Raw genomic sequence first — 23,687 nt, 5'->3', positions numbered from 1 at the left:
CGCCCCCTCCCCCTCTCCCCCTTCGGGGGAGGGGGCGGGGGGTGGGTTCGGGGGTGGGGGGAGCGGACGGCCGTTCGCGGCGCCACAACAGAGGGCGGTCGCGGCGGCAGTGGGCCACGTACCCCGGCAGTGGGCCACGTCCACGTACCCCGGCAGTGGGCTGGGTGGCGCGGCACTGGCCGGGCGTGGCGGCCATGAGGCGGCGTGTAGGGGCCGGCTGCGGAGCGAGCGCGCGTCGTGCGCGCCTCCCGGTGGAGCAGATGGCGTGCTCCGGTGGGCGGCTCACCCGTACGTACCGTCGACCCGCGCGGGCGGATTGTCATCCGTGTGGGTGATCTCAAGGGCGCTGGGGTGAGACTTCCCACCGGAACGGCGGGCGGACGATGCCGAATTGACGCCGCCGGACTGGCATCCTGGGCCCGGTGCGCGGTTCCGGGTGCGCTCGCTGCGTCCTGCCGTCTTCCGGTGGGCCGGCCCGCCCGGTGGCGCGCCGCGCAGCGTCCGCACCCAGCGGACCGACCTACCGGTACGGCCCGTTCCGCCTAGACCCAGGAGTCCCGCACACGTGAGTACCCCGACCTCGACGCACGGGCTGTCACCGCTGCGCACGGTCCAGGTGCTGGGGTACGGCGGCGCCGGCAGCGCGGCCCATGTCCGCTCGCTGGCCGAGGGGCTGGTGGCACGCGGCGTCCGGGTCACCGTCTGTGCCACACCGGAATCCGAGGAGGCGTACGACTTCACCGGCGCCGGCGCGCGGTTCGTCCACGTTCCTCCGCGGATGGACCCGGTCAGCGTGGCGACGCTGCGCAGCGCCTGCTGGGACGCCGATCTGGTCCATGCGCACGGCCTGCGGGCCGGGCTGCGTGCCTCGATGGCGCTGCGCGGACTGCGCGGCCCCAGGGGAGGACGGCGGGTCCCGCTGGTCATCACCTGGCACACGAGTCCGCACACCGAGGGCCCGCGGGCCGGCGTGGTGCACCTGATGGAGCGTCGGGTGGCCCGGACCGCCGCCGTGGTGCTGGGCGCCTGCTCCGACCTCGTGGACCGGGCACGCGAGCGTGGTGCGCGCGACGCCCGGCTCGCTCCGGTCGCCATTCCGCGGCCCCGTTCCGGCGGGGCACCGGACGAGCCCGAGGAACGCGACCGGATGCGCCACAAGGAGCGGGCCGAACTGGGCGCGACCGGCCGCCCGTTGCTGCTCGCGGTCGGCCGTCTCGACCCCGGCCAGGGCCACGATCTGCTGCTGGACGCCGCACACGCCTGGTGTGCGCTCGACCCCCAGCCGCTGGTCACCATCGCGGGGGAGGGCGACCAACGGGCCGCGCTGCAGCGCCGGATCGACCAGGAGGAGCTGCCCGTCCAGCTGCTTGGCTGTCGCGACGACGTACCCGAACTCCTCGCCGCCGCCGACCTCGTCGTACTCCCCAGCCGGTGGGAGGCGCGCTCGCTGATCGCTCAGGAGGCGCTGCGCGCCGGGGTGCCGCTGGTCGCGACCGACACCGGCGGCACCCGCGAACTGGTCGGCCCCGCGGCGGAACTTGTCCCTTACGGAGACGCCGCCGCCCTGGCCCGTAGCGTGCTCGCCCTGCTCGCGGACCCCGCGCGCCGGGACGCGCTCGCCGAGGCCGGCCTCATCCAGGCGTCCAGCTGGCCGACCGAAAACGATACCGTGACCCAAATCCTCAGCGTCTACGACGAGTTGACGCAACACTTGCCGTCCCCGCACTAGCCTCACGACGGGACGGGCTGCGCGACGGGCACGGTCGGCGGCCGCAAGGCCCCGGGCCGAGGAGACGTACGACGGAACGTCGGTCTCCCCGGGTGGGGCTACGGCCGGTCGGTGTGGCGTCTGGCGCGCAGGGCCAGGCGCAGGCCCAGTACGGTCTGCGGATCGTCCAGGTCGGTGCCGAGCAGCTGGGCGATGCGGGCCAGGCGGTCGTAGAGGGTCTGGCGGTTGACGTTCAGATCGCGGGCCGTTTCGGCCTTGCGTCCCGCGCTGGCCAGATAAGCCTCCAGGGTGGGCAGCAACGGCTGCCGGGCGCCTTGGTCGTGGGCGAGCAGCGGGCCGATGGCACGTTCCACGAAATCGCTGAGCACGCCTTGTTCGCCGTGTTCGCGCATCCGCCACAGCAGCAGCTCGATGTCCAGCCGGCGCGCGTCGTACCAGGGCTGTTCCGGCAGCCCCTGGGCGGCTGCCGCGGCCTCCGCGGCGTGGCGCAGGCCGGGGCCGGCCGCCGCCCAGTCGCCCGCGGCTCCGACGACGACCACCGGGCGGTGCGCCGTCGGACGGTCCAGCCCCGCGCGGACCACCCCGGCGCGTAGCGCCTCGGCGACGCGGTCGGCGAGTGCCTCGCGCGGCTGGCCGGCGCGCAGCGCCACGAGCATCGGCACCCGGCCCTCCACGGGGCGTACGCCGAGGAGCACCGGCGCCCCGAGGGCGGCGAGTTCCTCGCGCAGTGTCTGGGCGAGCAGCGCCCAGCTGTTGGGGGTGGGCAGGCCGGCCGGTAGCCGCATGACCACCGGAAGGACCGGTTCCGGGCCGGGTCGGAACCCGAGCAGCCGGGCCTGTGCGGGCGCCTCGGCCGCGGAGATCCGGCCCTCCGCCAGATCGGCGAGGAAGTCGCCGCGGCCGCGGGCGGCCAGCACTTCCTCCTGGCGGGACTGGAGCATCACGACGGCGAGCAGGTCGGCGGCGCGTTCCGCGGCGATCCGGTGCACCGGTGCCACGGGGGCGTTGACCGGCAGCAGTACGAGGCGGGCGCGGACCGCGTCGGGGCCGTGCCCGCCACCGGGGACGTCGATCCGGACGCCCGAATCGCGCAGGCCCTCCCAGGCCAGCAGCGGATCGGCGTCGGCGGACCCGTCCTCGTCGCCGCCGTCCGGGCCCGCGGCGTACAACGGGCTGCCGTCCGGGGCCTCCAGGCAGAGCGGGTTGCCGGTGAAGACCGCCAGCAGCCGCAACACCTCGGGCGCACCCCCGCCGCGCAGGAGGACGTCGGTACACCGGCGCAGGATCTGGTCGGCGCGACGCAGCAGCGCGTAGTGGCTGTTGATGATCTCGGTATGGATGGCCTCGGTGACCGTGACGTACGGGACCTCGCGGTGCAGCTGGATCAACGGCAGACCGCAGTCCCGTGCGGCCTCCACCAGCGCCGGGGGCAGCGATTCGAAACGAGAGCCCAGCTCCACGACGAGAGCAGCGATCTCGCGGTCCGCGAGCTTACGGATGAAGGCCCGCTGCTCGGACGGCCGGGTGCCCAGTCCGAGGCCGGTGGTCAGCAGCAGCTCGCCGCCCTTGAGCAGCGAGGCGATGTGCGGCACCTCGCCCGCGTGCACCCAGCGCACCGCGCGGTCCAGCCGGTCCCCGCCGGCCAGCACCTCCGGCAGCCCGCGCCGCAGCGCGGGCAGCTCCAGCGCCCTGCGTACCGTGATCTCGGCTTCGATTTTTGCTTCCGGCCCCATGCCGACGAACGGTACCCGCAGTCCGCTATCCGGAGCCGCCCCGTCCGGGGCAGGGCCGGGGCTGGGGTTGGATGTGGGGCCGGGGCCGGGGCCGGGGCCGGGGCCGGGGGTGGGGGCCGCGGGCCGGGGGCAGGGCTGGGGGCGGGGCGGTGCTTCCATGCGAGAGCGGTGATCGGGTCCGAGTGCGGTGCTCCCGTCCGAGACTGACGGTCGGTTCGGGGAGGGGCGAACCAGCCCGAAGCGGTGCTCCGTGCCGAGAGCAGTGCTTTGGCCCGAGAGCAGTGCTCTAAGCCGAGAGCGGGAGTGGGACTGAGGGCGATGGTTGGATCCCAATGCGCTGGCCTTGCCCCGAGAGCGGTGCTGCTCTCGTTTCAAGAGCAGCGGTCGACTGAGAGCTGTGCTCTCGAACAAGAGCAGCGAGTCGACCGAGAGCGGACGCCAGGTTCGAGAGCAGCGGCCCCGCCCGAGAGCTCCGGACGCGTCCGAGAGCGGTGCTCTGCTCCGAGAGCAGCAGCCCCGACCGAGAGCGGGGGTGCCGCCACCCCGGGAAGCTGGGCTACGGCTGGAGGGCGGCCCGCAACAGCCACGGCCCCGCCCCCGGGCGCCGTACGCCCCAGTGGCGGCCCGCCGGCCACCGCCCGCCGGCGACCCCGGCCACCACCCGACCCGGCCACCGCCCGACCCGGCCCCCGGCACCGTCAGCCCCGGCCACCGGCCACCCCGGCCACGGCCCGTCGGCCCGCGGCCGGCACCAAGCCTGTCCGGGCCCGTGCCTCGCACCGGGGCGGCTCCCTCACGTCGACGCCCGCACCACCAACCGCGCCTCCGTGATCACCGGCTCCAGCCCCGGCGCAGCAGTGACGCCACCCCTTCCGGCCCCGAGATCCGCCTCGCTCTCCCGATCCGTTCCGCGACCGAGACCCGCACCGCTCCCACGATCCGCTCCACCACCTACATCCGCATCGCCCCCAACCTCCGCACGACCCCCAACGTCCGCAGCACCGCCAAGCTCAGCACCACCCCCAAGCTCCGCGCCGTCGCCCCCGGCACTCGACCCGCGCGCACCCCCCGCCCGTCGCGTATCCAACAGCCGGAGCAGCAGCCGGGCCATCAGTCGGCCCATTTCCTCCACGTCCTGCCGCACCGTGGTCAACGGCGGGTCCGCCCAGGCCGCCGGTTCCAGGTCGTCGTAGCCGACCACCGCCACATCGTCCGGGACCCGCCGCCCCCGCGCCCGCAGGGTCCGCAGCGCGCCGTTCGCCATCAGGTCGGAGCACGCGAAGACGGCGTCCAGGTCCGGCGCGGCGTCCAGGAGCGTGGCCATGGCGCGCTCGCCGCCCTCTGCCGTGAAGCCGCCGTCCGCGATCAACCGCGGATCGGGCTCGCTCGTGCCCAGCACCTCCAGATAGCCGTCGAGCCGGTCAAGCGCCGACGTCTGGTCGAGCGGACCGGTGATCACCGCGATCCGCCGGCGGCCGCGGTCGAGGAGATGGCGTACGGCCTGACGGGCGCCGTCCCGGTTGTCCGTGTCGACGTACAGCGGTCGCGGCGCGCGGTCGGCGCCCGCCCAGCCGGGCCGGCCGCCGTACACGGTGGGCAGCCCGGCACGCTCGGCCATGGCGGGCAGCGGGTCGTCGCGGTGCAGCGAGAACATCAGCGCGCCGTCGACATGACCTCCCGCCAGATAGCGGCCGATGCGGTCGTAGTCGGCGCGGTGCTCGACGAACATCAGCAGGAGCTGGGTGTCGGCGGCGGCCAGTTCCCGGCTGATGCCCCGTAGTTGACGGCCGAAGAAGGGGTCGGTGAAGACCCGGGCCTCCGGTTCCGCGATGACCACGGCGACCGCTCCGGTGCGGCGGGTGACCAGGGTGCGGGCCGCGCTGTTCGGTACGTAACCCAGCTCGTGCACCGCCCGGCGGACCCGTTCCTGGACCGCTTCCCGTACGCCCGCACCGCCGTTGACCACGCGGGACACCGTGGCGCGGGAGACGCCGGCATGTGCCGCGACCGCCTCCAGCGTGGGCCGCCCACCGTTCGGCTCAGCCACGTTCCAACTCCTTTTTCGACTCGGTTACTTGACGGTGTGCCGTCGAGTCGGCAGGGTGCACTGAGGACGTCATGAGAGCGCTCTCAAGCGCGATGTCCTCACGGATACCCCCCAGAACTCCTCACTACCCCCCACCGTTCCCGAGGAGAGAATGTCATGAGCATGAGGAAAAGAGCGGTGCTCTTCGCCATGAGCACCGCACTCGTCAGCACCTGCTCCCTCGCCCTCGCCCTCCCCAGCGCCTCCGCCGGGGAAGCGGCACCTACGGCCGGCACCGCGCACCCGCCGAGCCCTGCCCGCACGGCGAGCACCGCCCGCACGGCGAGCACCGCACACACGCCACGCACCGCACGGACGTCGAGCACCACCCATACCGCGAACGCGGCCACCGCCTTCCAGGAAGTGTGGCGTACGGACTTCGACGGCGCTGCCGGATCACGCCCGAGCGGCGACGACTGGATCATCGACACCGGTACCGGTTACCCCGGCGGCCCCGCCAACTGGGGCACCGGCGAGCGCGAGACGTACACGGACAAACCCGAAAACCTCCAACTCGACGGCGCCGGCCACCTCAAAATCACCGCACTCAAGGACGGCGCCACCTGGACCTCGGCCCGCATCGAGACCCGGCGCACCGACTTCGCCGCGCCGGCCGGCGGCAAACTCCGCATCGAGGCGAGCATCCGGATGCCCGACGTCACCGGTGACGCCGCGCTCGGCTACTGGCCCGCCTTCTGGACGCTGGGCGCCGACTACCGCGGCAACTACCAGAACTGGCCCGGCATCGGCGAGTTCGACCTCATGGAGAACGTCAACGGCATCAACAAGGTCTGGGGCACGCTGCACTGCGGCGTCAGCCCCGGCGGGCCGTGCAACGAGACGCAGGGCAAGGGCAGCTCCCGCGAGTGCCCCGGCAGCGCCTGCCAGGCCGGCTTCCACACGTACGCACTGGAATTGGACCGCACCAACGGCGCCGCGGAGTCGCTGAACTGGTATGTCGACGGGCAGAAGTTCCACACCGTGACGTCGACCGAGATGGACGCCGACACCTGGGCGAAGGCCACCCACCACGGCCATTTCCTGCTGCTGAACCTTGCGATGGGCGGGGCGTTCCCGGACGGCGTCGCGGGCAGGGCGACCCCCACCGACACCACCCGCCCCGGCGGCTCACTCCTCGTGGACCACATCGCGGTCTCCGTCCAGCAGTCCGCAACCGCAACCGCAACCGCCTCCGCCCGTACGGCCCGTGAACCCGCCACAGCACCCACCCGCACGGACCACGAAGCCGCCACAGCGCCCAGCCGCACGGACGCCGACCCCGCAGCAGCGGCCCGCACGGAGACGGACCACAAGCCCGCCCCCGCCACCGCCGCCGACCGGCACCCCACCCCCGCCGCCGACCGGCACCCCGCCGCCCCGCAAGGAGCCACCCCGTGATCACTCGACGTACCCTGCTCGGCGGCCTCGCCGCCGGCGCCGCCACCGCCTCCGGCATCACCCTGGCCGGCCGTGCCCTCGGGTCCCCTCTGGAGGCTCGTACGACCTCGGGGCAAAAACGGGCGGCGGGGGCGGTCCCCCTGCGTATCCTCAACAACTCCGGGGCGTACCGGAATTCCTCGGTGTGGGTGTACGTCGTCGGGAATGACGGGGCGCAGCAGGTGTGGGTCGGGCCCGACGGAGCGCTCAAACCCGTGGCGCTCGGGGACAACGGGCCGGACGGGTATACCGACTACGCCATTCCGCTCGCCGCGAGCGGCACGACCACCGTCCAACTGCCCCAGATGTCCGGCCGGATCTACGTCGCCCTGGGCAGCAAGCTCAAGTTCAAGGCCGTCAAGGACGGCAACGGCAAACCCGCGCTCGCCTACCCGGCGGGCTGGGTCTCGGGCGACCCCAACTACGACGTCCTCCACGACTGCGCCGAGTTCACCCACAACTCCGGCGGGCTGTACTGCAACACCACCATGGTCGACATGTTCAGCGTGCCGCTCGCCATCAAGCTCTCCGGAGCCAAGGAGCAGACCACCGGCACGCTCAAGGACGGCGCCCGCGACCGGATCTTCGCCGACGTCAAGGCCGCCGAGGGCTTCGACCGGCTGGTCATCGGCGACAAGCGGGTCATCGCCCCCGGGCACGGCCTCGACAGCGGACTGTTCGCCAAGGACTACCTCGCGCCCGCCATCGACGAGGCCTGGTCCGCCTACGCGAGCAAGGACCTGACCGTCACCACCAACGCCGGAACCTTCACCGGCCGGGTCAGCGGCGGCAAACTCACCTTCCAGGGCCCCCAAGGCATCAAGGGCCAGGGCGGGGGCACCCCCAGCGGTAGCCGGGGGAGTGCCCGCATCGGCACGGTCTCCTTCGACAAGCCGTCCACCCGTGACGTCCTCTTCTGCGACGGCACCCTCGCCGCCCCCAACGACGGCACCCTCGGCCCGGTGGCGGCCGTCCTGGGCGCGGCCCTCAACCGCTCCACCCTGGTCTCCCAGGCGCACCAGCCCACCACCGACCCCGCCGCCTTCTACCGGCAGCGGCTGACCAACCACTACGCCAAGGCCATGCACGCCGCCACCCAGGACGGCCGGGCCTACGGCTTCGCCTTCGACGACGTCGCCGGCTTCGCCTCGTACATCGAGGACAGCGCCCCGAAGGAGATCACCCTCACCCTGACCCCCTTCTGACGCACCGCGGGACCCACCGGACACACCCCGAGCCTCTCCTGCCCACCCCACCCCACCGCCCGACCCTGCGACCCACGCAGCGCGGCCGCCCCCGGAACACTCCCGGGGGCGGCCGCGGCGTACACCAGCGGGGTTCAGCCGCCGTACGCCCCGCTCGCCGTCAGGCGCAGTGCGGTGTCGATCAGCGGGACGTGGCTGAACGCCTGCGGGAAGTTGCCCACCTGGCGCTTGCCCTTGGGGTCCCATTCCTCCGCGAGCAGGCCGAGGTCGTTGCGGAGCGAGAGCAGCCGCTCGAAGAGCTGGCGGGCCTCATCCACCCGGCCGATCATCGCCAGGTCGTCCGCGAGCCAGAACGAGCAGGCCAGGAAGGCACCCTCCTCGCCCTCCAGACCGTCCACGCCCAGTTCGCCCTGGCCGGCCGTCGGGTACCGCAGCACGAAGCCGTCCTCGGTGGTCAGCTCCCGCTGGATCGCCTCGATCGTGCCGATGACCCGCTTGTCGTCCGGCGGCAGGAACCCGACCTGCGGGATCAGCAGCAGCGAGGCGTCCAGCTCCTGCGAGCCGTAGGACTGGGTGAAGGTGTTGCGCTCCTTGTCGTAACCCTTCTCGCAGACGTCCCGGTGGATCGTCTCGCGCAGGTCCTTCCAGCGCTCCAGCGGGCCGTCGACGTCCCCGGACTCGATCAGCTTGACCGTGCGGTCCACCGCGACCCAGGTCATCACCTTGGAGTGGACGAAGTGCCGGCGCGGCCCGCGGACCTCCCAGATGCCCTCGTCCGGCTCGTCCCAGTGCTTCTCCACCCACTGGATCAGCTTGATCTGCAGCAGCGAGGCGTAGTCGTTGCGGGCCAGGCCGGTCATGTGCGCCAGGTGCAGGGCCTCGGTGACCTCGCCGTAGACGTCGAGCTGGAGCTGGCCCGCGGCGCCGTTGCCGACCCGCACCGGACGCGAATTCTCGTACCCGGGAAGCCAGTTGAGCTCGTTCTCGCCGAGCTCGCGCTCACCGGCGATGCCGTACATGATCTGCAGGTTGTCCGGGTCGCCGGCCACCGCCCGCAGCAGCCACTCCCGCCAGGCCCGGGCCTCTTCGCGGTAGCCGGTGCGCAGCAGCGAGGAGAGGGTGATCGCGGCGTCCCGGAGCCAGGTGAAGCGGTAGTCCCAGTTGCGGACGCCGCCGATGCACTCGGGCAGCGAGGTGGTCGGCGCCGCGACGATCCCGCCGGTCGGCGCGTACGTCAGCGCCTTCAGCGTGATCAGCGAGCGGACCACGGCGTCGCGGTAGGGGCCGTGGTACGTGCAGTGCTCGACCCACTCGCGCCAGAACTCCTCGGTGGCCTCCAGCGACCCCTCCGGGTCCGCCACGGCCGGCGGCTGGTGGTGCGAGGGCTGCCAGCTGATCGTGAAGGCGATCCGCTCGCCCGGCGAGACGGTGAAGTCGGAGAAGGTCGTCAGGTCCTTCCCGTACGTCTCGACCTCGGTGTCCAGCCACACGGAGTCCGGGCCGGCGACCGCGACGGTCCGCTCGTCGATCTTGTGCACCCACGGCACGACCCAGCCGTACGCGAACCGCATCCGCAGCTCCGAACGCATCGGGACGCGGCCGCTGACCCCCTCCACGATGCGGATCACCTGCGGCGCGCCGTCCCGCGGCGGCATGAAGTCGATCACCCGGACGGTACCGCGCGGAGTGTCCCACTCGGATTCCAGCACGAGTGAATCGCCCCGGTAGCGACGGCGGTCGGCGGGCTGCGGCCCGTCCTCGGAACCGGTCACCGGCCCCATCCGCCAGTAGCCGTTCTCCTCTGTGCCCAGCAGCCCTGCGAAGACCGCCGGCGAGTCGAAGCGGGGCAGGCACAGCCAGTCGACCGTCCCGTCCCTGCACACTAGAGCGGCGGTCTGCATATCGCCGATAAGTGCGTAGTCCTCGATGCGCCCGGCCACGTGCATCTCCCGTCGAACTGGAGTCACGCCCCCCATGGGACGTTGTGATCTGTCCGTCCTGCCCATGAAACGTCGCCGAGCAGCTGGACCGGAAATCGGGCTGGGGGCCCTCCCAGCGGTAGCTGGGGGAGAGTGGTGCCTTCCCGGACGGCTCGTTGCGAGTGTCCGAGCAGGATACGACGCAGGCGGGTGATCCGCGCGACGCTCGCGACGAGTGAAGTGCTCCGAACGGGTGGCCTCCGTCACGTGACAGCGTCAACCCCTCCTCGTCACACATCGTGACGGGGAGGGGTCGCACGAGGTTCCGGTGCGTGGCCGGGCGCGACCATGCCCGGGCGCTGATAGCCTGGTACCCCGTGGACCGGTGGGCCCCGGCAACATGTCACGGCACCCCGACCGCAGCGACGGCACCCCTCACAGACGCGGGACGGCGCCGCTTCGCACCTCTCCACCTCGCGACCACGGGAGCTCCCTCTTGGCCATGCCAGCCAAATCCACGACGACCAAGCACCTCTTCGTCACCGGGGGCGTCGCCTCCTCGCTCGGCAAGGGGCTCACGGCCTCCAGCCTGGGTGCTCTCCTGAAGGCGCGGGGCCTGCGGGTCACGATGCAGAAGCTCGACCCGTACCTGAACGTCGACCCCGGAACGATGAACCCGTTCCAGCACGGCGAGGTCTTCGTCACCAACGACGGCGCCGAGACCGACCTGGACATCGGCCACTACGAGCGGTTCCTCGACGTCGACCTCGACGGCTCGGCGAACGTGACCACCGGCCAGGTCTACAACACCGTGATCGCCAAGGAGCGCCGCGGTGAGTACCTCGGCGACACCGTGCAGGTCATCCCGCACATCACCAACGAGATCAAGCACCGCATCCGGCGGATGGCGACCGACGACGTCGACGTCGTGATCACCGAGGTCGGCGGCACCGTCGGCGACATCGAGTCGCTGCCGTTCCTGGAGACCGTCCGCCAGGTCCGCCACGAGGTCGGCCGCGACAACGTCTTCGTCGTGCACATCTCGCTGCTGCCGTACATCGGCCCGTCGGGTGAGCTCAAGACCAAGCCGACCCAGCACTCGGTGGCGGCGCTGCGCAACATCGGTATCCAGCCCGACGCGATCGTGCTGCGCGCCGACCGCGAGGTGCCCACCGCCATCAAGCGCAAGATCTCGCTGATGTGCGACGTCGACGAGGCCGCGGTGGTCGCCGCGATCGACGCCCCGTCGATCTACGACATCCCCAAGGTCCTGCACGCCGAGGGCCTGGACGCCTACGTCGTGCGCAAGCTCGACCTGCCGTTCCGCGACGTGGACTGGACCCAGTGGGCCGATCTGCTGGAGCGCGTCCACAACCCCGACCACGAGGTCAAGGTCGCGCTGGTCGGCAAGTACATCGACCTGCCGGACGCCTACCTCTCGGTCACCGAGGCGCTGCGGGCCGGCGGCTTCGCCAACAAGGCCCGCGTCAAGATCAAGTGGGTCACCTCGGACGACTGCAAGACCCCGGCCGGTGCCGCGGCGCAGCTCTCCGACTGCGACGCGATCTGCATCCCCGGCGGCTTCGGCGACCGCGGTGTGGACGGCAAGGTCGGCGCGATCACCTACGCCCGCGAGAACAAGCTGCCGCTGCTCGGCCTGTGCCTGGGCCTGCAGTGCGTGGTCATCGAGGCGGCCCGCAACCTCGCCGGCATCGAGGGCGCCAACTCCACCGAGTTCGACCCGGCGACCGCCCACCCGGTCATCTCCACCATGGCCGAGCAGCTGGACATCGTCGCAGGTGAGGGCGACATGGGCGGCACGATGCGGCTGGGCATGTACCCGGCCAAGCTCGCCGAGGGCTCCATCGTCCGCGAGGTCTACGGCGACCAGGGGTACGTAGAGGAGCGCCACCGCCACCGCTACGAGGTCAACAACGCCTACCGCGGTGAGCTGGAGAAGAAGGCCGGGCTGCAGTTCTCCGGCACCTCCCCGGACAACAAGCTCGTCGAGTACGTCGAGTACCCGCGCGAGACCCACCCCTACCTCGTCGCCACCCAGGCGCACCCGGAGCTCCGCTCCCGCCCGACCCGCCCGCACCCGCTCTTCGCCGGGCTGGTGAAGGCCGCGGTCGCGCGCAAGACGGGCGCCGCGAAGTAGCGCCCACCGCGCCGGTTACGGTTGCCGGGGTACGGCCTCTTCCACGAGGTCGTGCCCCGGTTTCCGCGTTGTTGCAGGCTTCACACAGGAGGACGCGCCATGGCGATCAAGGACACCCCGGAGGAATGGACGGTCACTGCCTCCACCACGCCGTTCACCGGGAACAAGACCAGCGTCCGCACCGACGAGGTCGTGATGCCGGACGGCGCCAAGGTCACCCGTGACTACCAGGTCCACCCCGGCTCGGTGGCCGTCCTCGCCCTCGACGACGAGGGCCGGGTGCTGGTGCTGAAGCAGTACCGCCACCCCGTGCGCATGAAGCTGTGGGAGATCCCCGCCGGGCTGCTCGACGTCCCCGGGGAGAACCCGCTGCGCGCCGCCCAGCGCGAGCTCTACGAGGAGGCGCACGTCAAGGCCGAGGACTGGCGGGTGCTGACCGACGTCTACACCACGCCCGGCGGCTGCGACGAGGCCGTGCGGATCTTCCTCGCCCGGGACCTGTCCGAGGCCGAGGGGGAGCGCTTCGAGGTCGCCGAGGAGGAGGCCGACATGGAGCTGGCGCGGGTACCGCAGGAGGAGCTGGTGCGCGGGGCGCTCGCCGGTGAGCTGCACAACAACTGCCTGGTCGTGGGCGTGCTGGCCCTCACCGCGGCGCAGGGCGGCGCGGGCCTGGACGCGCTGCGGCCGGCCGATGCGCCCTGGCCGGCCCGCCCCTTCGAGGCCTGACCGCACTTTCCGTCGCGGTCCGCGGGCGGCCGGGCCCGATCCGGTCGGGTGACCCAACCGCCCTGCTCCGCACGGCACGTGACGCCCCGTGAACTACGCTCGTAAGGGTTCCCGCCCGCGCCTGCGGCGGGTTCGTACGCGCAGGTGGACGGGAGCGTGACCGGTGACGGACCAGGCGGTGGGCACGGGGCGGCTCGCGTCCAAGACGGCGACGGCCCCCGCCGCCGCGGGCCGCACCCCCGCGGCCGCCTTCGCCGGGCGCCGCCGCGAGCTCAAGGCGCTGCACGCCGACATCGCCCGGGCCGGCCTGGACACCCTCTCGGGGCGCAAGGGCGCCCGCAGCCGGGTCCTGCTGATCGCCGGCCGCCCCGGCTCGGGACGTACCGCACTCGCCGAGCAGCTGCTCGGCGAACTGGCCGACGATCACCCCGACGGGGTGCTGCGCGCCGCGCTGACCGGACCGGGCGGGGAGGTCGCCGACACCGGACGCACCGCGCGTGAGCTGCTGACCGCCCTCGGTGCGGACGCCCCGCCGGGCGCCGACGGGGACGAGCTGGCCGAGCGGCTGCGCGGGGCGCTCGCCGGCCGCCGCGCACTGCTCTTCCTCGACGACGCACCGGGTGCCGACGCCGTCGAACCGCTGCTCCCGGACGCCCCGGACTGCCTGGTCGTGGTCGTCTCCCAGGGGCCGCTGACCGGCATCCCGGACGTCCGCCCGTGCACCCTGGGCGGGCTGGACAGCGCGGCCTGCGTGGAGATCCTGGAGCGGTACGCCGGCCCGACCCGGATCACCGTCGACCCGCGGACCGCCGACAGCGTCGCCGAGGAGTGCGGCGGCCAGCCCGCCGCGCTGGTCCTGGCCGGTGCCTGGCTCGCCGCCCGCCCCAAGTCGTCGGTGGCCGATCTGCACCAGGCGCTGCGGTCGGTCCCGGTGCCGCCGGACCTGCCCAGCGGCGCCCGCCCCCTCTTCCGGGCCTTCCGGCTCTCCTACGAGGCGCTGCCGGCGACCGCCGCCCGGATACTGCGGCTGCTCACCCTCGCCCCGGCCGGCCTCGTGGACGCGCACACCGCCTCCGCGCTGGCCGGCTGCTCGATGCCGACGGCCGCCACCGCACTCGCCGACTTCGCCGTGCTCGGCCTGCTACGGCCGGGCGCCGCAGACCCCGACGCCCCGCCCGCCGGCACCGGGACCGCGGACGCCGCGCGGCACCCGCAGTACCGCGTCCCCGGCTGCCTCGACCCGCTGCTGCGCGAGCTGCTCGGGGAGCACGAGCGGCCGGCCGAGCTCCAGCTGGCCCGCGCCCGGGTGCTGGAGCGGACCGTACGGCTGCTGCAGTCGTGCCGGGCGATGGCCGAGCCGGCCGGCTCCACCGCCCGGCAGAAGGCCGCCGGACTGCCCCGGTCGCTGCGCTTCAGCTCCCGGGGCACCGCGGCGCACTGGCTGCGCAGCCGCCGCCCGGCACTGCTCGCCGCCGCCCGCGCGGCCGCCGCGGACGGCCAACTCGACACCCTGGACCGGCGGTTGATGGCCGCGCTGACCCGTACCCTGCTCGCGCACCAGGGCGCCGAGGCGGCCGCGCCGGACCTCTATACGGTGCACGGCCTCGTGCTGCGGGCCGCCGAGCGGCGCGGGCTGGCGCGCGAGCGGGCCGCCGCGCTGCTGAACCTCGCGGACCTGGACAGCGGTGCGGGGCGGACGGCCCAGGCGCTCGGCCGTTACCGGGGTGCGCTGGAGGCGGCACGGTCCGTGGCGGACCCGGTGGCCACCGTCCGGGCCATGGAGTCGCTGGGCGGTACGTACGCCGAGCTGGGGGACGGGGTGCGGGCCGCCGACTGGTACGGGCGGGCGCTGGAGCTGCGGCTGGCGCGCGGCGAGGCGGCGGACGCGGCGCGGGTGCACGGGCGGATCGGCGGGGCCCTGATGGCGTCCGGCCGGTGGGGCGAGGCGCTCAAGCAGTGGCGGGCGGCTGCCCGGACGTACCGCAGGCTGGGCGATCTCGCCGGCCAGGCGCGGGCGACCGGGGAGGCGGCGCGGGTCCAGGAGTACGCCGGACGCCCCGAGGAGGCGCTGCGGACCTGCCTGGAGGCCCTGGAACTGGTCCGGAAAACGGACGACGGACGGCTCCAGGCGGCCCTCCAGCTGCGGATCGCGGACACCCTCGAACGGCTCGGCGACCCAAGCGCGGCAGGGCTCCACCGCGCCGCGGGGGAACGACTCCTGGAAGATCACCCGGAGTGACCTACGAAATCGGTGGTACCTCTCTCAAGATTTAATGCTTTGCAAGGCTAGACAACGGGAGCTCCTTCAATAGACTGGCTGAGCCGCGTACGGCGCGGTCAGTTCCGTCATGCATCGCATGAGGGGATAATTCCTCCTGCACCCTCTCTTTCAAGGACCGTGATCGACGTGAAGGTCGGCATCCCCCGCGAGGTCAAGAACAACGAGTTCCGCGTGGCCATCACGCCCGCCGGAGTCAACGAACTCGTCCGCCACGGCCACCAGGTCTTCATCGAGAAGGACGCCGGCCTCGGCTCCTCCATCACCAACGAGGAGTACGTCTCCGCCGGTGCCACCATCCTGGGCACCGCTGACGAGGTCTGGGGCACCGCTGACCTGCTGCTGAAGGTCAAGGAGCCGATCGCGGAGGAGTACCACCGCCTCCGTAAGGACCAGACCCTCTTCACCTACCTGCACCTGGCCGCCTCCCGCGAGTGCACGGACGCCCTCCTGGAGTCCGGCACCACCGCCATCGCCTACGAGACCGTCGAGACGGCCGGCCGCCAGCTGCCGCTGCTCGCCCCGATGTCCGAGGTCGCGGGCCGGATCGCCCCGCAGGTCGGCGCCTACCACCTGATGCGCCAGGCCGGCGGCCGCGGTGTGCTGCCCGGCGGTGTCCCCGGTGTCGCCGCGGGCAAGGCCGTCGTCATCGGCGGTGGCGTCTCCGGTTGGAACGCGGTGCAGATCGCCGTGGGCCTCGGCTTCCACGTCACCCTGCTCGACAAGGACATCAACAAGCTCCGCGAGGCCGACAAGATCTTCGGCACCAAGGTGCAGACGATCGTCTCCAACGCCTACGAGCTGGAGAAGGCCGTCGTCGAGGCCGACCTCGTCGTCGGTGCCGTCCTGATCCCGGGCGCCAAGGCCCCCAAGCTCGTCACCAACGAGCTCGTCGCCAAGATGAAGCCGGGCAGTGTCCTTGTCGACATCGCGATCGACCAGGGCGGCTGCTTCGAGGACTCCCGTCCCACCACGCACGCCGAGCCCACCTTCGAGGTGCACAACTCGGTCTTCTACTGCGTCGCCAACATGCCGGGCGCGGTGCCGAACACCTCCACCCACGCGCTCACCAACGCCACGCTGCCGTACATCGTGGAGCTGGCGAACCGCGGCTGGGTCGAGGCGCTGCGCCGTGACCCGGCGCTGGCCAAGGGCCTGAACACCCACGACGGCAAGGTCGTTTACGGCCCGGTCGCCGAGGCCCACGGTCTCGAGTGCACCGAACTGCGCACCCTCCTGGGCTGAGACGTCAACGAAGCGCGTCAACGCTGAGCATCCGGCCGGGCCTTGTCGACAGGGCCCGGCCGGTGGCGTGTGTGACGCACGGTGCACGCCGTTCCGGAACGTCGTCTCTCAACTCGCCGTGAACGTAACCCTTTAACCGATTCGCGCACCCCCGAAACATCGGTCCGATCCCGCTTGCGCCCTTGACATCGAGGGGTCCGGTTACCGACACATCGTGCCGGGTCCGGTGGATTGTGTTGCTGCGGACGCCCGACACGCCATAGAGTCGCCAACCGTCGGCATGGTGCCACGCTGACCTATCGATAAAGTTTCCTGGTCACGTCCAAGGAGGTAAGACGACTTGTGAATGAGTCGACATTTACTCCCGGGGGTGGTCAACCAGGAGCGGTTGCACGGGGCCAGGGTCCCTCGGGGTTCGAGGCTGTCGGCTCCGTCGCGATCCACACCTTCGCGGCCCATCAGAGCATTTCCACGACAGCCCACCAGAGCATGGACGGCCATCACGTGAACGCCATGGCCGGCGACCGGGGCAGTGGAGAACCCGCCCGTTTCGCCGACTACGACGACCTGCCCGAGGGGCACTTCTACGATCCGGACGCGGAGTACGAGCCGGACCCCGAATATGCCGCGACGCTCGCGCCGGACGCCGCGCGCCAGCGCCGCGAACGCGTCGGCCCGACCGGACGCCCGCTCCCTTACTTCCCCATCCCGGGACCGCTGTCGGACCACGGCCCGGCCAAGATCATCGCGATGTGCAACCAGAAGGGCGGGGTCGGCAAGACCACCTCGACCATCAACCTGGGCGCCGCACTCGCCGAATACGGACGACGGGTGCTGCTCGTCGACTTCGACCCGCAGGGCGCCCTGTCGGTCGGCCTCGGCGTCAACCCGATGGAACTCGACCTGACGGTCTACAACCTGCTCATGGAGCGGGGCATGTCGGCCGACGAGGTCCTGCTGAAGACCGCGGTCCCCAACATGGACCTGCTGCCCAGCAATATCGATTTGTCAGCCGCAGAGGTGCAGTTGGTCAGCGAGGTCGCCCGCGAGTCGACCCTGCAGCGCGCCCTCAAACCGCTGCTGGCCGACTACGACTACATCGTCATCGACTGCCAGCCCTCGCTCGGCCTGCTCACCGTCAACGCCCTGACGGCGGCTCACAAGGTCATCGTGCCGCTGGAGTGCGAGTTCTTCGCGCTGCGCGGTGTCGCGCTGCTCACCGAGACCATCGAGAAGGTCCAGGAGCGGCTCAACCCGGAGCTGGAGCTCGACGGCATCCTCGCGACGATGTACGACTCCCGCACCGTGCACAGCCGCGAGGTCCTCGCGCGCGTCGTCGAGGCCTTCGACGACCACGTCTACCACACCGTCATCGGCCGTACGGTCCGCTTCCCCGAGACCACCGTCGCGGGCGAGCCGATCACCACGTACGCCTCCAACTCCGTCGGTGCCGCCGCCTATCGCCAGCTCGCCAGGGAGGTGCTCGCCCGGTGTCACGCCGAGTGAGTCTGCCGGGAGCCGACGAACTGTTCCGCACCACCGGGGGAGTGGCGCTGCAGCCCTCCACCCCCCGCCGTACGCCGGGGGGTTCGGCGGCCGCGGCCAACGGCGAGGCACCCCGGGTGCCCGCGCCGGCCGGCGAGCCCGACCCGGCCGCGGAGGGGCCGGAGGCGGCCCCCGCACGCCGGCGACGCACGGAGAACGACGGCACGGACGCACCGGCCACGGCCGGTGACGGCGGACCGGCCACCCCGCCCCCGGTGCCCCCGGTCGCCCCCGCGGCCGAGCACAGCGGGCGCGAGGCGGACGGCGCCGGCGGCGCGTCCCACCGCACCCGCGCCTCCCGGCAGGGCGCTCCCGAGGCCGGCGCGGCCGCCACCGCACCGGCCGCCGGCCGCCGCCGGGGCACCCGGGGCGCCAACCGCCGCCCCAGCGGCCGGGAACGGCACGACGAGAAGATCACCGTCTATGTCTCCGCCGAGGAGCTCATGGACCTCGAACACGCGCGGCTGGTACTGCGCGGCGAGCACGGCCTCGCCGTCGACCGTGGCCGGATCGTCCGCGAGGCGGTCGCCGTGGTCCTCGCCGACCTGGAGTCGCGCGGCGACGCCAGCATCCTGGTGCGGCGGCTGCGCGGCCGCTGAGGACCACCGGCTCCGCCGCGCGGCGCGTCCGCCGCGGTGCTGAAACGTCACACCACGTGGCGCGGGATAGCCTGCCACCGCGATGCCGAACCATGACGACACCCCTGCGCCCCGCGCCCGCCGACGACTCGGGCGCGGGCCGGGCGGGGAGCAGACGCCCGCGGTGCAGGCATCCGCGGAGCAGGCGCCCGCGGTGCCGGTGGAGTCTCCGGTGGGGTCTCCTGAGCAGCTTGCTGCCGACCGTGCTGTGCCCGGCGGGGGGCCGGCGACCGGCGCCCGGGGCGGACTTTCCGACGGGGCTGGTGACGGGACCGCTGGCGGGACCACTGACGGGACCTCCGGCGCAACACCCGTGGAGGCGGTCGAGGAGGGTGCAGAGGCGATCGCAGAGGCGGCTGTAGAGGCGCCCGAGGAGACTCCCGGCCGGGTCTCCGTAGAGACCGAGGCCGGAGCTGGAGCCGGGGTCGGGGCCCTGGGCCAGGTCGATGACGAGACCGGTGGCCAGACCGGTGACGTGCCCGGTGGCGAGACCGGTGATGAAACGGGTGGCGGGTCCGGCAGTGAGACCAGTGGTGAGACCGGCCGTGAGGCTGGCAGCGGGGCCGGCGGTGAGACCGGCGGTGACGGGAAGTTCACGCTCCGGCTCGACAACTTCGAGGGGCCCTTCGATCTCCTGCTGCAGCTGATCTCCAAGCACAAGCTGGACGTCACCGAGGTCGCGCTGTCCAAGGTGACCGATGAATTCATGGCGCACATCCGGGCCATGGGGCCGGACTGGGACCTCGACCAGACCACCGAATTCCTGGTCGTCGCCGCGACCCTGCTCGACCTGAAGGCGGCCCGGCTGCTGCCCGCCGCCGAGGTGGAGGACGAGGCGGACCTCGCGCTCCTGGAGGCCCGCGACCTGCTCTTCGCCCGGCTGCTCCAGTACCGCGCGTACAAACGGATCGCCGACATCTTCAGCGACCGGCTGGCCGTCGAGGCGCGGCGCTACCCGCGCACCGTCGGGCTGGAACCGCAGCACGCGGAACTGCTCCCCGAGGTCGTGATCAGCATCGGTGCCGAGGGCTTCGCCAGGCTCGCGGTGAAGGCGATGCAGCCCAAGGCCAAGCCACAGGTCTACGTCGACCACATCCACGCGCCCCTGGTGAGCGTGCGGGAGCAGGCCGAGGTGCTGCTGGCACGCCTGCGGGAGGCCGGCGGGGCCAGCTTCCAGCAGCTGGTCGCGGACGCCCCCGACACCCTCACGGTCGTCGCGCGATTCCTGGCCCTTCTGGAGCTCTACCGCGAGCGGGTGGTGGCATTGGACCAGGAGGAGGCGCTCGGGGCGCTCACGGTGCGCTGGACGGGCGCGGAGGGGGCCGTACCGGTCGTCACCGACGAGTTCGACCAGGAACCGGGCCAGCAGGAACCAGGCCGGCAGGAACCAGGCCGGCAGGAATCCGGCCGGCAGGAATCAGACCCACAGGAACGGCAGCCGGAGCGGCAACAGGTACCGGGGCGGGCCGGGCGAGCGGACGAGGAGCAGGCATGAGCGGCGTGGCCGAGGGCGACGCGTACGGCGTGGAGGCGTACGGCAGCGATGCGTCCGGCACCGACGCGTCCGACGTCGACGCGTACGAGGTCACCGAGGCCGGGGCGGACGGCGGGGGGCCGGCGGAGCGCCTGGGGCCACCGACCGGGGCGCTGGGCGTCGCCGAGCTGGAGCTCAAGCCGGCGCTGGAGGCCGTCCTCATGGTCGTCGACGAGCCGGCGACCGAGGAGCACCTGGCCAGGGTCCTGCAGCGGCCCCGCCGCGCGGTCGCGCTGGCGCTGCGCGAGCTGTCCGGCGACTACGCCCGCCAGGGCCGCGGATTCGATCTCCGGCTGGTCGCCGGCGGCTGGCGGTTCTACTCCCGGGCCGAGTACGCGGACGCCGTGGAGAGCTTCGTCCTGGACGGCCAGCAGGCCCGGCTCACCCAGGCCGCATTGGAGACTCTGGCCGTGGTCGCGTACCGTCAGCCGGTCAGCCGTTCCCGCGTCTCGGCCGTTCGCGGTGTGAACTGTGACGGCGTGATGCGCACGCTCCTCCAGCGCGGCCTGGTGGAGGAGGCGGGGACGGAACCTGAAACAGGTGCGATCCTGTACAGGACGACGAACTACTTTTTGGAGCGGATGGGCCTGCGCGGCCTGGACGAGCTCCCTGAGCTCGCACCGTTCCTCCCGGAGGCGGACGCGGTCGAGGGCGACTCCCCGGAAGGTATCCCGTCGTTCGACGTAGACGACAGCGGCGACTCTCAGACGGATCATTGATGCGAAGCAGCGGCAGGAACAGCAGGGACAGCGGACGCGGCAACTACCGCGGCGCGGGTGGGGGCAGCTCCCAGCCGAGGGCCGGGGGGAAGAAGGACGAGAAGCAGCAGCGCGCCGGCCGCCCCCGCCCCGAGGAGCGCCGCTACGACGTGGGCGAATCCGGGAGCGCGGGCGGCGCCAAGGACGAGCGCCGGAGCGGTGGCCCCAAGGCGGGCGGCAGCCGCGGTGCGGCGGCCCGGGGCGGCGCCAAGGGCGGCCCGCGGACCGGCGCGGCCTCCAAGGCGGGGCGACCCGGCGGCAAGGGCGGCCCCCAGCGCGGTCGCGGCCAGGCGCCCGCACGGCCGCGGGAGTACGACGCCCAGGTCGAGGAGCGCAACCGCGCCCGGCACGACAAGCCGCAGATCAAGACCCCCAAGACGTTCGGCGAGCCGGAGGGCGAGCGGCTCCAGAAGGTGCTGGCCCGGGCCGGCATGGGCTCGCGGCGGGCCTGCGAGGAGCTGATCGACCAGGCGCGGGTCGAGGTCAACGGCAAGATCGTCACGGAGCAGGGCGTCCGGGTCGACCCGGAGAAGGACGAGATCAAGGTCGACGGCCTGACGGTCGCCACCCAGTCCTACCTGTTCTTCGCGCTCAACAAGCCGGCCGGCGTCGTCTCCACGATGGAGGACCCCGACGGCCGCCAGTGCCTCGGTGACTACGTCACCAACCGCGAGACCCGGCTCTTCCACGTCGGCCGCCTCGACACCGAGACCGAGGGCATCATCCTGCTCACCAACCACGGCGAGCTGGCCCACCGCCTGACCCACCCGCGCTACGGCGTCAAGAAGACCTACCTGGCGGCCATCCAGGGCCCCCTCCCGCGCGACCTGGGCAAGCAGCTCAAGGACGGCATCCAGCTGGAGGACGGCTACGCCCGCGCCGACCACTTCCGGGTCGTCCAGCAGACCGGCAAGAACTACCTCGTCGAGGTGAGCCTCCACGAGGGCCGCAAGCACATCGTGCGCCGCATGCTGGCCGAGGCCGGCTTCCCGGTCGACAAGCTGGTACGTACGGCCTTCGGCCCGATCTCCCTGGGCGACCAGAAGTCGGGCTGGCTGCGCCGCATGACCAACACGGAGGTCGGCATGCTGATGCGCGAGGTCGAGCTCTAACCCGCCCCCGGCCCCCCGGGCCCGCCCGCCTTCAGGGCGGGTCGGGCCCGTGCCTGGTTTTGGGGACGGGGCGTCGGGGGTCTTGCCTGGGTCTGGGGCGGGGCGTCGGGTGCGGCCGGATGCATGCGGCTCAAGCTGGCGGGGCCGCATGCATATGCCTCCACCGGACGGGTCGGGTGCACATCGTTCCCCGGCGTGCGCGGAACGAAGGCCGCTCCATCAGACCGCGCAGCCACGTCGCTCTACGGGGCGCGCAAGGCCTGCCGCTGCATCACGCCGTCGAAGGAACGCCACTCACCAGGGGCGTCCGAGCGCGCCAACTGGCTTGCGATGTCGGCCCGTCACCCCTTAACGTCACCATGACGATTAAGGGGTGGTTTTTTCATGGGGAACACGAGCTCCGCAGGCTCGGCATCCGGCACGGGGACGGGCACGGGCGCGGCCACCGGCGCGCTGGTCGGGCTGGCGCTCGGCGATGCGCTGGGCTTTCCGACCGAGTTCAACGACGTACCGGCGATCGAGGCCAAATGCGGACCCTGGCGGCAGATGGCACTGCCCGACCCCGCCTTCGTCACCGACGACACCCAGATGACGCTGGCACTGGGACGCGGTCTACGGGCGGCCATGAGCGCCGGTGAGCTGACGCCGGCGCGGCTCGTCGGCCCGGTGCGTACCGAGTACGTCGCCTGGTGGCGCTCGCCCGACAACAACCGTGCACCCGGCGCCACCTGCCTGCACGCCTGTCAGCTGCTCAGCGACGAGGACCGCCACTGGGCCGAGGCGAGCCAGATCGGCTCCAAGGGGTGCGGCGCCAACATGCGGGTCGCGCCCCTCGGGCTTGCCCCGGGACTGAGCCAGCACCAGCGTTCCGGCGCCGCCCAGCTCCAGTCCGCGCTGACCCACGGCCACCCGACCGCACTCGCCGCGAGCGACCTCACCGCGTACGCCGTGCGCGCCCTCGCCGACGGCGCGACCCCCGCGGAGCTGCCCGCCCTGCTCCGTACGTACGCGCACGACCAGCGGACCGTCTACCGGGAGGACTGGCTCGGGGACCTGTGGCAGCGCGCCCAGGACGCCTCCGCGGCCGCGTTCATCGCCCGCGGCTGGGACGACTGCCTCGGCGTCCTGGACCGGCTGGACGCGGCACTCGCCGCCCCGGACCGGGAGGCCGATCCCTGCCTGGCCACCGGCGCCGGCTGGATCGCCGAGGAGGCGCTGGCCACCGGCCTGCTCTGCTTCCTGCTCTTCCCCACCGAACCGCTCACCGCCCTGCGCCGGGCCGCCTGCACCTCAGGCGACTCCGACTCGATCGCCTGCCTCACCGGTGCGTTCGCCGGCGCCCATCTGGGCGCCGACGCATGGCCCGCGGACTGGGCCGCCCGCGTCGAGTACCGCAGCGAACTCCTTTCCCTCGCGGAGGGGTGGGATTCCTGACGAACCTGTCTGCGGCGCCGCGGGGCTTGGTCGCCGTTGCGCTTTGCGGCGCCCCGCACGTGGCTGTCTGTCCCGCCGCGGGGCTTGTTCGTCGTTGCGCCTGCGGCGGGCTGGGTGGGTGTTGGGTGCGGTGACGGGCCTGCGGGGCCG

The 23,687-nt window shown here is 72.7% G+C and carries 15 protein-coding genes and 1 pseudogene; 13 read left to right on the top strand and 3 right to left on the bottom strand.

Annotation, left to right across the window (positions count from 1 at the left end; all coding sequences use genetic code 11):
• Window positions 1–565 precede the first annotated feature (565 nt).
• Complete coding sequence (locus IG62_RS0137830) at window positions 566–1,729, top strand: glycosyltransferase family 4 protein (protein ID WP_037840318.1); 1,164 nt, start codon at window positions 566–568, stop codon at window positions 1,727–1,729.
• Window positions 1,730–1,827: 98 nt separating this feature from the next.
• On the opposite strand, the gene IG62_RS0137825 is transcribed toward IG62_RS0137830, so the two are convergent.
• Both IG62_RS0137825 and IG62_RS0137820 read right to left on the bottom strand, forming a co-directional pair.
• Window positions 1,828–3,462: a PucR family transcriptional regulator gene (locus tag IG62_RS0137825; RefSeq protein WP_030814645.1), complete on the bottom strand. Its 1,635-nt coding sequence runs from the start codon at window positions 3,460–3,462 to the stop codon at window positions 1,828–1,830.
• Window positions 3,463–4,522: 1,060 nt separating this feature from the next.
• Window positions 4,523–5,509: pseudogene (locus tag IG62_RS0137820) on the bottom strand (LacI family DNA-binding transcriptional regulator); the annotation flags it as partial.
• A 156-nt stretch (window positions 5,510–5,665) separates the two neighbouring features.
• On the opposite strand from IG62_RS0137820, the gene IG62_RS49305 reads away from it, so the two are divergent.
• Both IG62_RS49305 and IG62_RS0137810 read left to right on the top strand, forming a co-directional pair.
• Window positions 5,666–6,946: a glycoside hydrolase family 16 protein gene (locus IG62_RS49305; RefSeq protein ID WP_420711177.1), complete on the top strand. Its 1,281-nt coding sequence runs from the start codon at window positions 5,666–5,668 to the stop codon at window positions 6,944–6,946.
• On the top strand, window positions 6,943–8,190 hold the full coding sequence (locus tag IG62_RS0137810; RefSeq protein ID WP_030814635.1) for a beta-1,3-glucanase family protein: 1,248 nt from the start codon (window positions 6,943–6,945) through the stop codon (window positions 8,188–8,190). The genes IG62_RS49305 and IG62_RS0137810 overlap by 4 nt, the downstream gene beginning before the upstream one ends.
• 134 nt (window positions 8,191–8,324) lie before the next feature.
• On the opposite strand, the gene IG62_RS0137805 is transcribed toward IG62_RS0137810, so the two are convergent.
• Entirely contained in the window at window positions 8,325–10,136 is a 1,812-nt protein-coding gene (locus tag IG62_RS0137805) for a glycoside hydrolase family 15 protein (RefSeq protein WP_030814632.1), read from the bottom strand.
• Window positions 10,137–10,611: 475 nt separating this feature from the next.
• Between IG62_RS0137805 and IG62_RS0137800 the strand changes: the two genes are divergently transcribed.
• The 10 genes from IG62_RS0137800 (at window position 10,612) to IG62_RS0137755 (ending at window position 23,537) form a co-directional block, all read left to right on the top strand.
• The gene (locus IG62_RS0137800; protein ID WP_030814628.1) at window positions 10,612–12,267 is read left to right on the top strand and encodes a CTP synthase; all 1,656 of its coding nucleotides are present in this window, start codon (window positions 10,612–10,614) and stop codon (window positions 12,265–12,267) included.
• Window positions 12,268–12,366: 99 nt separating this feature from the next.
• Complete coding sequence (locus tag IG62_RS0137795) at window positions 12,367–12,993, top strand: NUDIX domain-containing protein (RefSeq protein ID WP_030814624.1); 627 nt, start codon at window positions 12,367–12,369, stop codon at window positions 12,991–12,993.
• 163 nt (window positions 12,994–13,156) lie between these two features.
• Entirely contained in the window at window positions 13,157–15,232 is a 2,076-nt protein-coding gene (locus tag IG62_RS0137790) for a tetratricopeptide repeat protein (RefSeq protein WP_030814622.1), read from the top strand.
• A 168-nt stretch (window positions 15,233–15,400) separates the two neighbouring features.
• Window positions 15,401–16,516 carry an alanine dehydrogenase gene (gene ald, locus IG62_RS0137785; RefSeq protein ID WP_030814619.1) on the top strand — a complete coding sequence of 372 codons (1,116 nt, stop codon included), beginning with the start codon at window positions 15,401–15,403 and terminating at the stop codon, window positions 16,514–16,516.
• A gap of 489 nt (window positions 16,517–17,005) precedes the next feature.
• The gene (locus IG62_RS0137780; RefSeq protein ID WP_030416497.1) at window positions 17,006–18,022 is read left to right on the top strand and encodes a ParA family protein; all 1,017 of its coding nucleotides are present in this window, start codon (window positions 17,006–17,008) and stop codon (window positions 18,020–18,022) included.
• Window positions 18,007–18,660 carry a hypothetical protein gene (locus IG62_RS0137775; RefSeq protein WP_078872489.1) on the top strand — a complete coding sequence of 218 codons (654 nt, stop codon included), beginning with the start codon at window positions 18,007–18,009 and terminating at the stop codon, window positions 18,658–18,660. The genes IG62_RS0137780 and IG62_RS0137775 overlap by 16 nt, the downstream gene beginning before the upstream one ends.
• Window positions 18,661–19,012: 352 nt before the next feature.
• Entirely contained in the window at window positions 19,013–20,194 is a 1,182-nt protein-coding gene (locus IG62_RS48080; RefSeq protein WP_420711176.1) for a segregation and condensation protein A, read from the top strand.
• On the top strand, window positions 20,191–20,952 hold the full coding sequence (gene scpB, locus IG62_RS0137765) for an SMC-Scp complex subunit ScpB (RefSeq protein ID WP_234326908.1): 762 nt from the start codon (window positions 20,191–20,193) through the stop codon (window positions 20,950–20,952). The genes IG62_RS48080 and scpB overlap by 4 nt, the downstream gene beginning before the upstream one ends.
• Entirely contained in the window at window positions 20,952–22,103 is a 1,152-nt protein-coding gene (locus IG62_RS0137760; RefSeq protein ID WP_030814610.1) for a pseudouridine synthase, read from the top strand. Before scpB ends, IG62_RS0137760 begins: the two co-directional genes overlap by 1 nt.
• 384 nt (window positions 22,104–22,487) lie before the next feature.
• A complete protein-coding gene (locus tag IG62_RS0137755) occupies window positions 22,488–23,537 on the top strand; it encodes an ADP-ribosylglycohydrolase family protein (protein WP_051799161.1) in 1,050 nt (349 codons plus the stop codon).
• Window positions 23,538–23,687 lie beyond the last annotated feature (150 nt).

This window comes from Streptomyces sp. NRRL S-337, assembly GCF_000720175.1.
Taxonomy (GTDB): Bacteria; Actinomycetota; Actinomycetes; order Streptomycetales; family Streptomycetaceae; genus Streptomyces; species Streptomyces siderophoricus.
This window is presented reverse-complemented; position numbering and strand designations above follow the sequence as displayed.

Bases quoted from the DNA above. Each gene is read 5' to 3' on its own strand.
- IG62_RS0137825 (WP_030814645.1), bottom strand. From the start codon at position 3,462: ATGGGGCCGGAAGCAAAAATCGAAGCCGAGATCACGGTACGCAGGGCG.
- IG62_RS49305 (WP_420711177.1), top strand. From the start codon at position 5,666: ATGAGCATGAGGAAAAGAGCGGTGCTCTTCGCCATGAGCACCGCACTC.
- IG62_RS0137805 (WP_030814632.1), bottom strand. From the start codon at position 10,136: ATGCACGTGGCCGGGCGCATCGAGGACTACGCACTTATCGGCGATATG.
- IG62_RS0137800 (WP_030814628.1), top strand. From the start codon at position 10,612: ATGCCAGCCAAATCCACGACGACCAAGCACCTCTTCGTCACCGGGGGC.
- IG62_RS0137795 (WP_030814624.1), top strand. From the start codon at position 12,367: ATGGCGATCAAGGACACCCCGGAGGAATGGACGGTCACTGCCTCCACC.
- IG62_RS0137780 (WP_030416497.1), top strand. From the start codon at position 17,006: ATGGACGGCCATCACGTGAACGCCATGGCCGGCGACCGGGGCAGTGGA.
- scpB (WP_234326908.1), top strand. From the start codon at position 20,191: ATGAGCGGCGTGGCCGAGGGCGACGCGTACGGCGTGGAGGCGTACGGC.
- IG62_RS0137760 (WP_030814610.1), top strand. From the start codon at position 20,952: ATGCGAAGCAGCGGCAGGAACAGCAGGGACAGCGGACGCGGCAACTAC.
- IG62_RS0137755 (WP_051799161.1), top strand. From the start codon at position 22,488: ATGGGGAACACGAGCTCCGCAGGCTCGGCATCCGGCACGGGGACGGGC.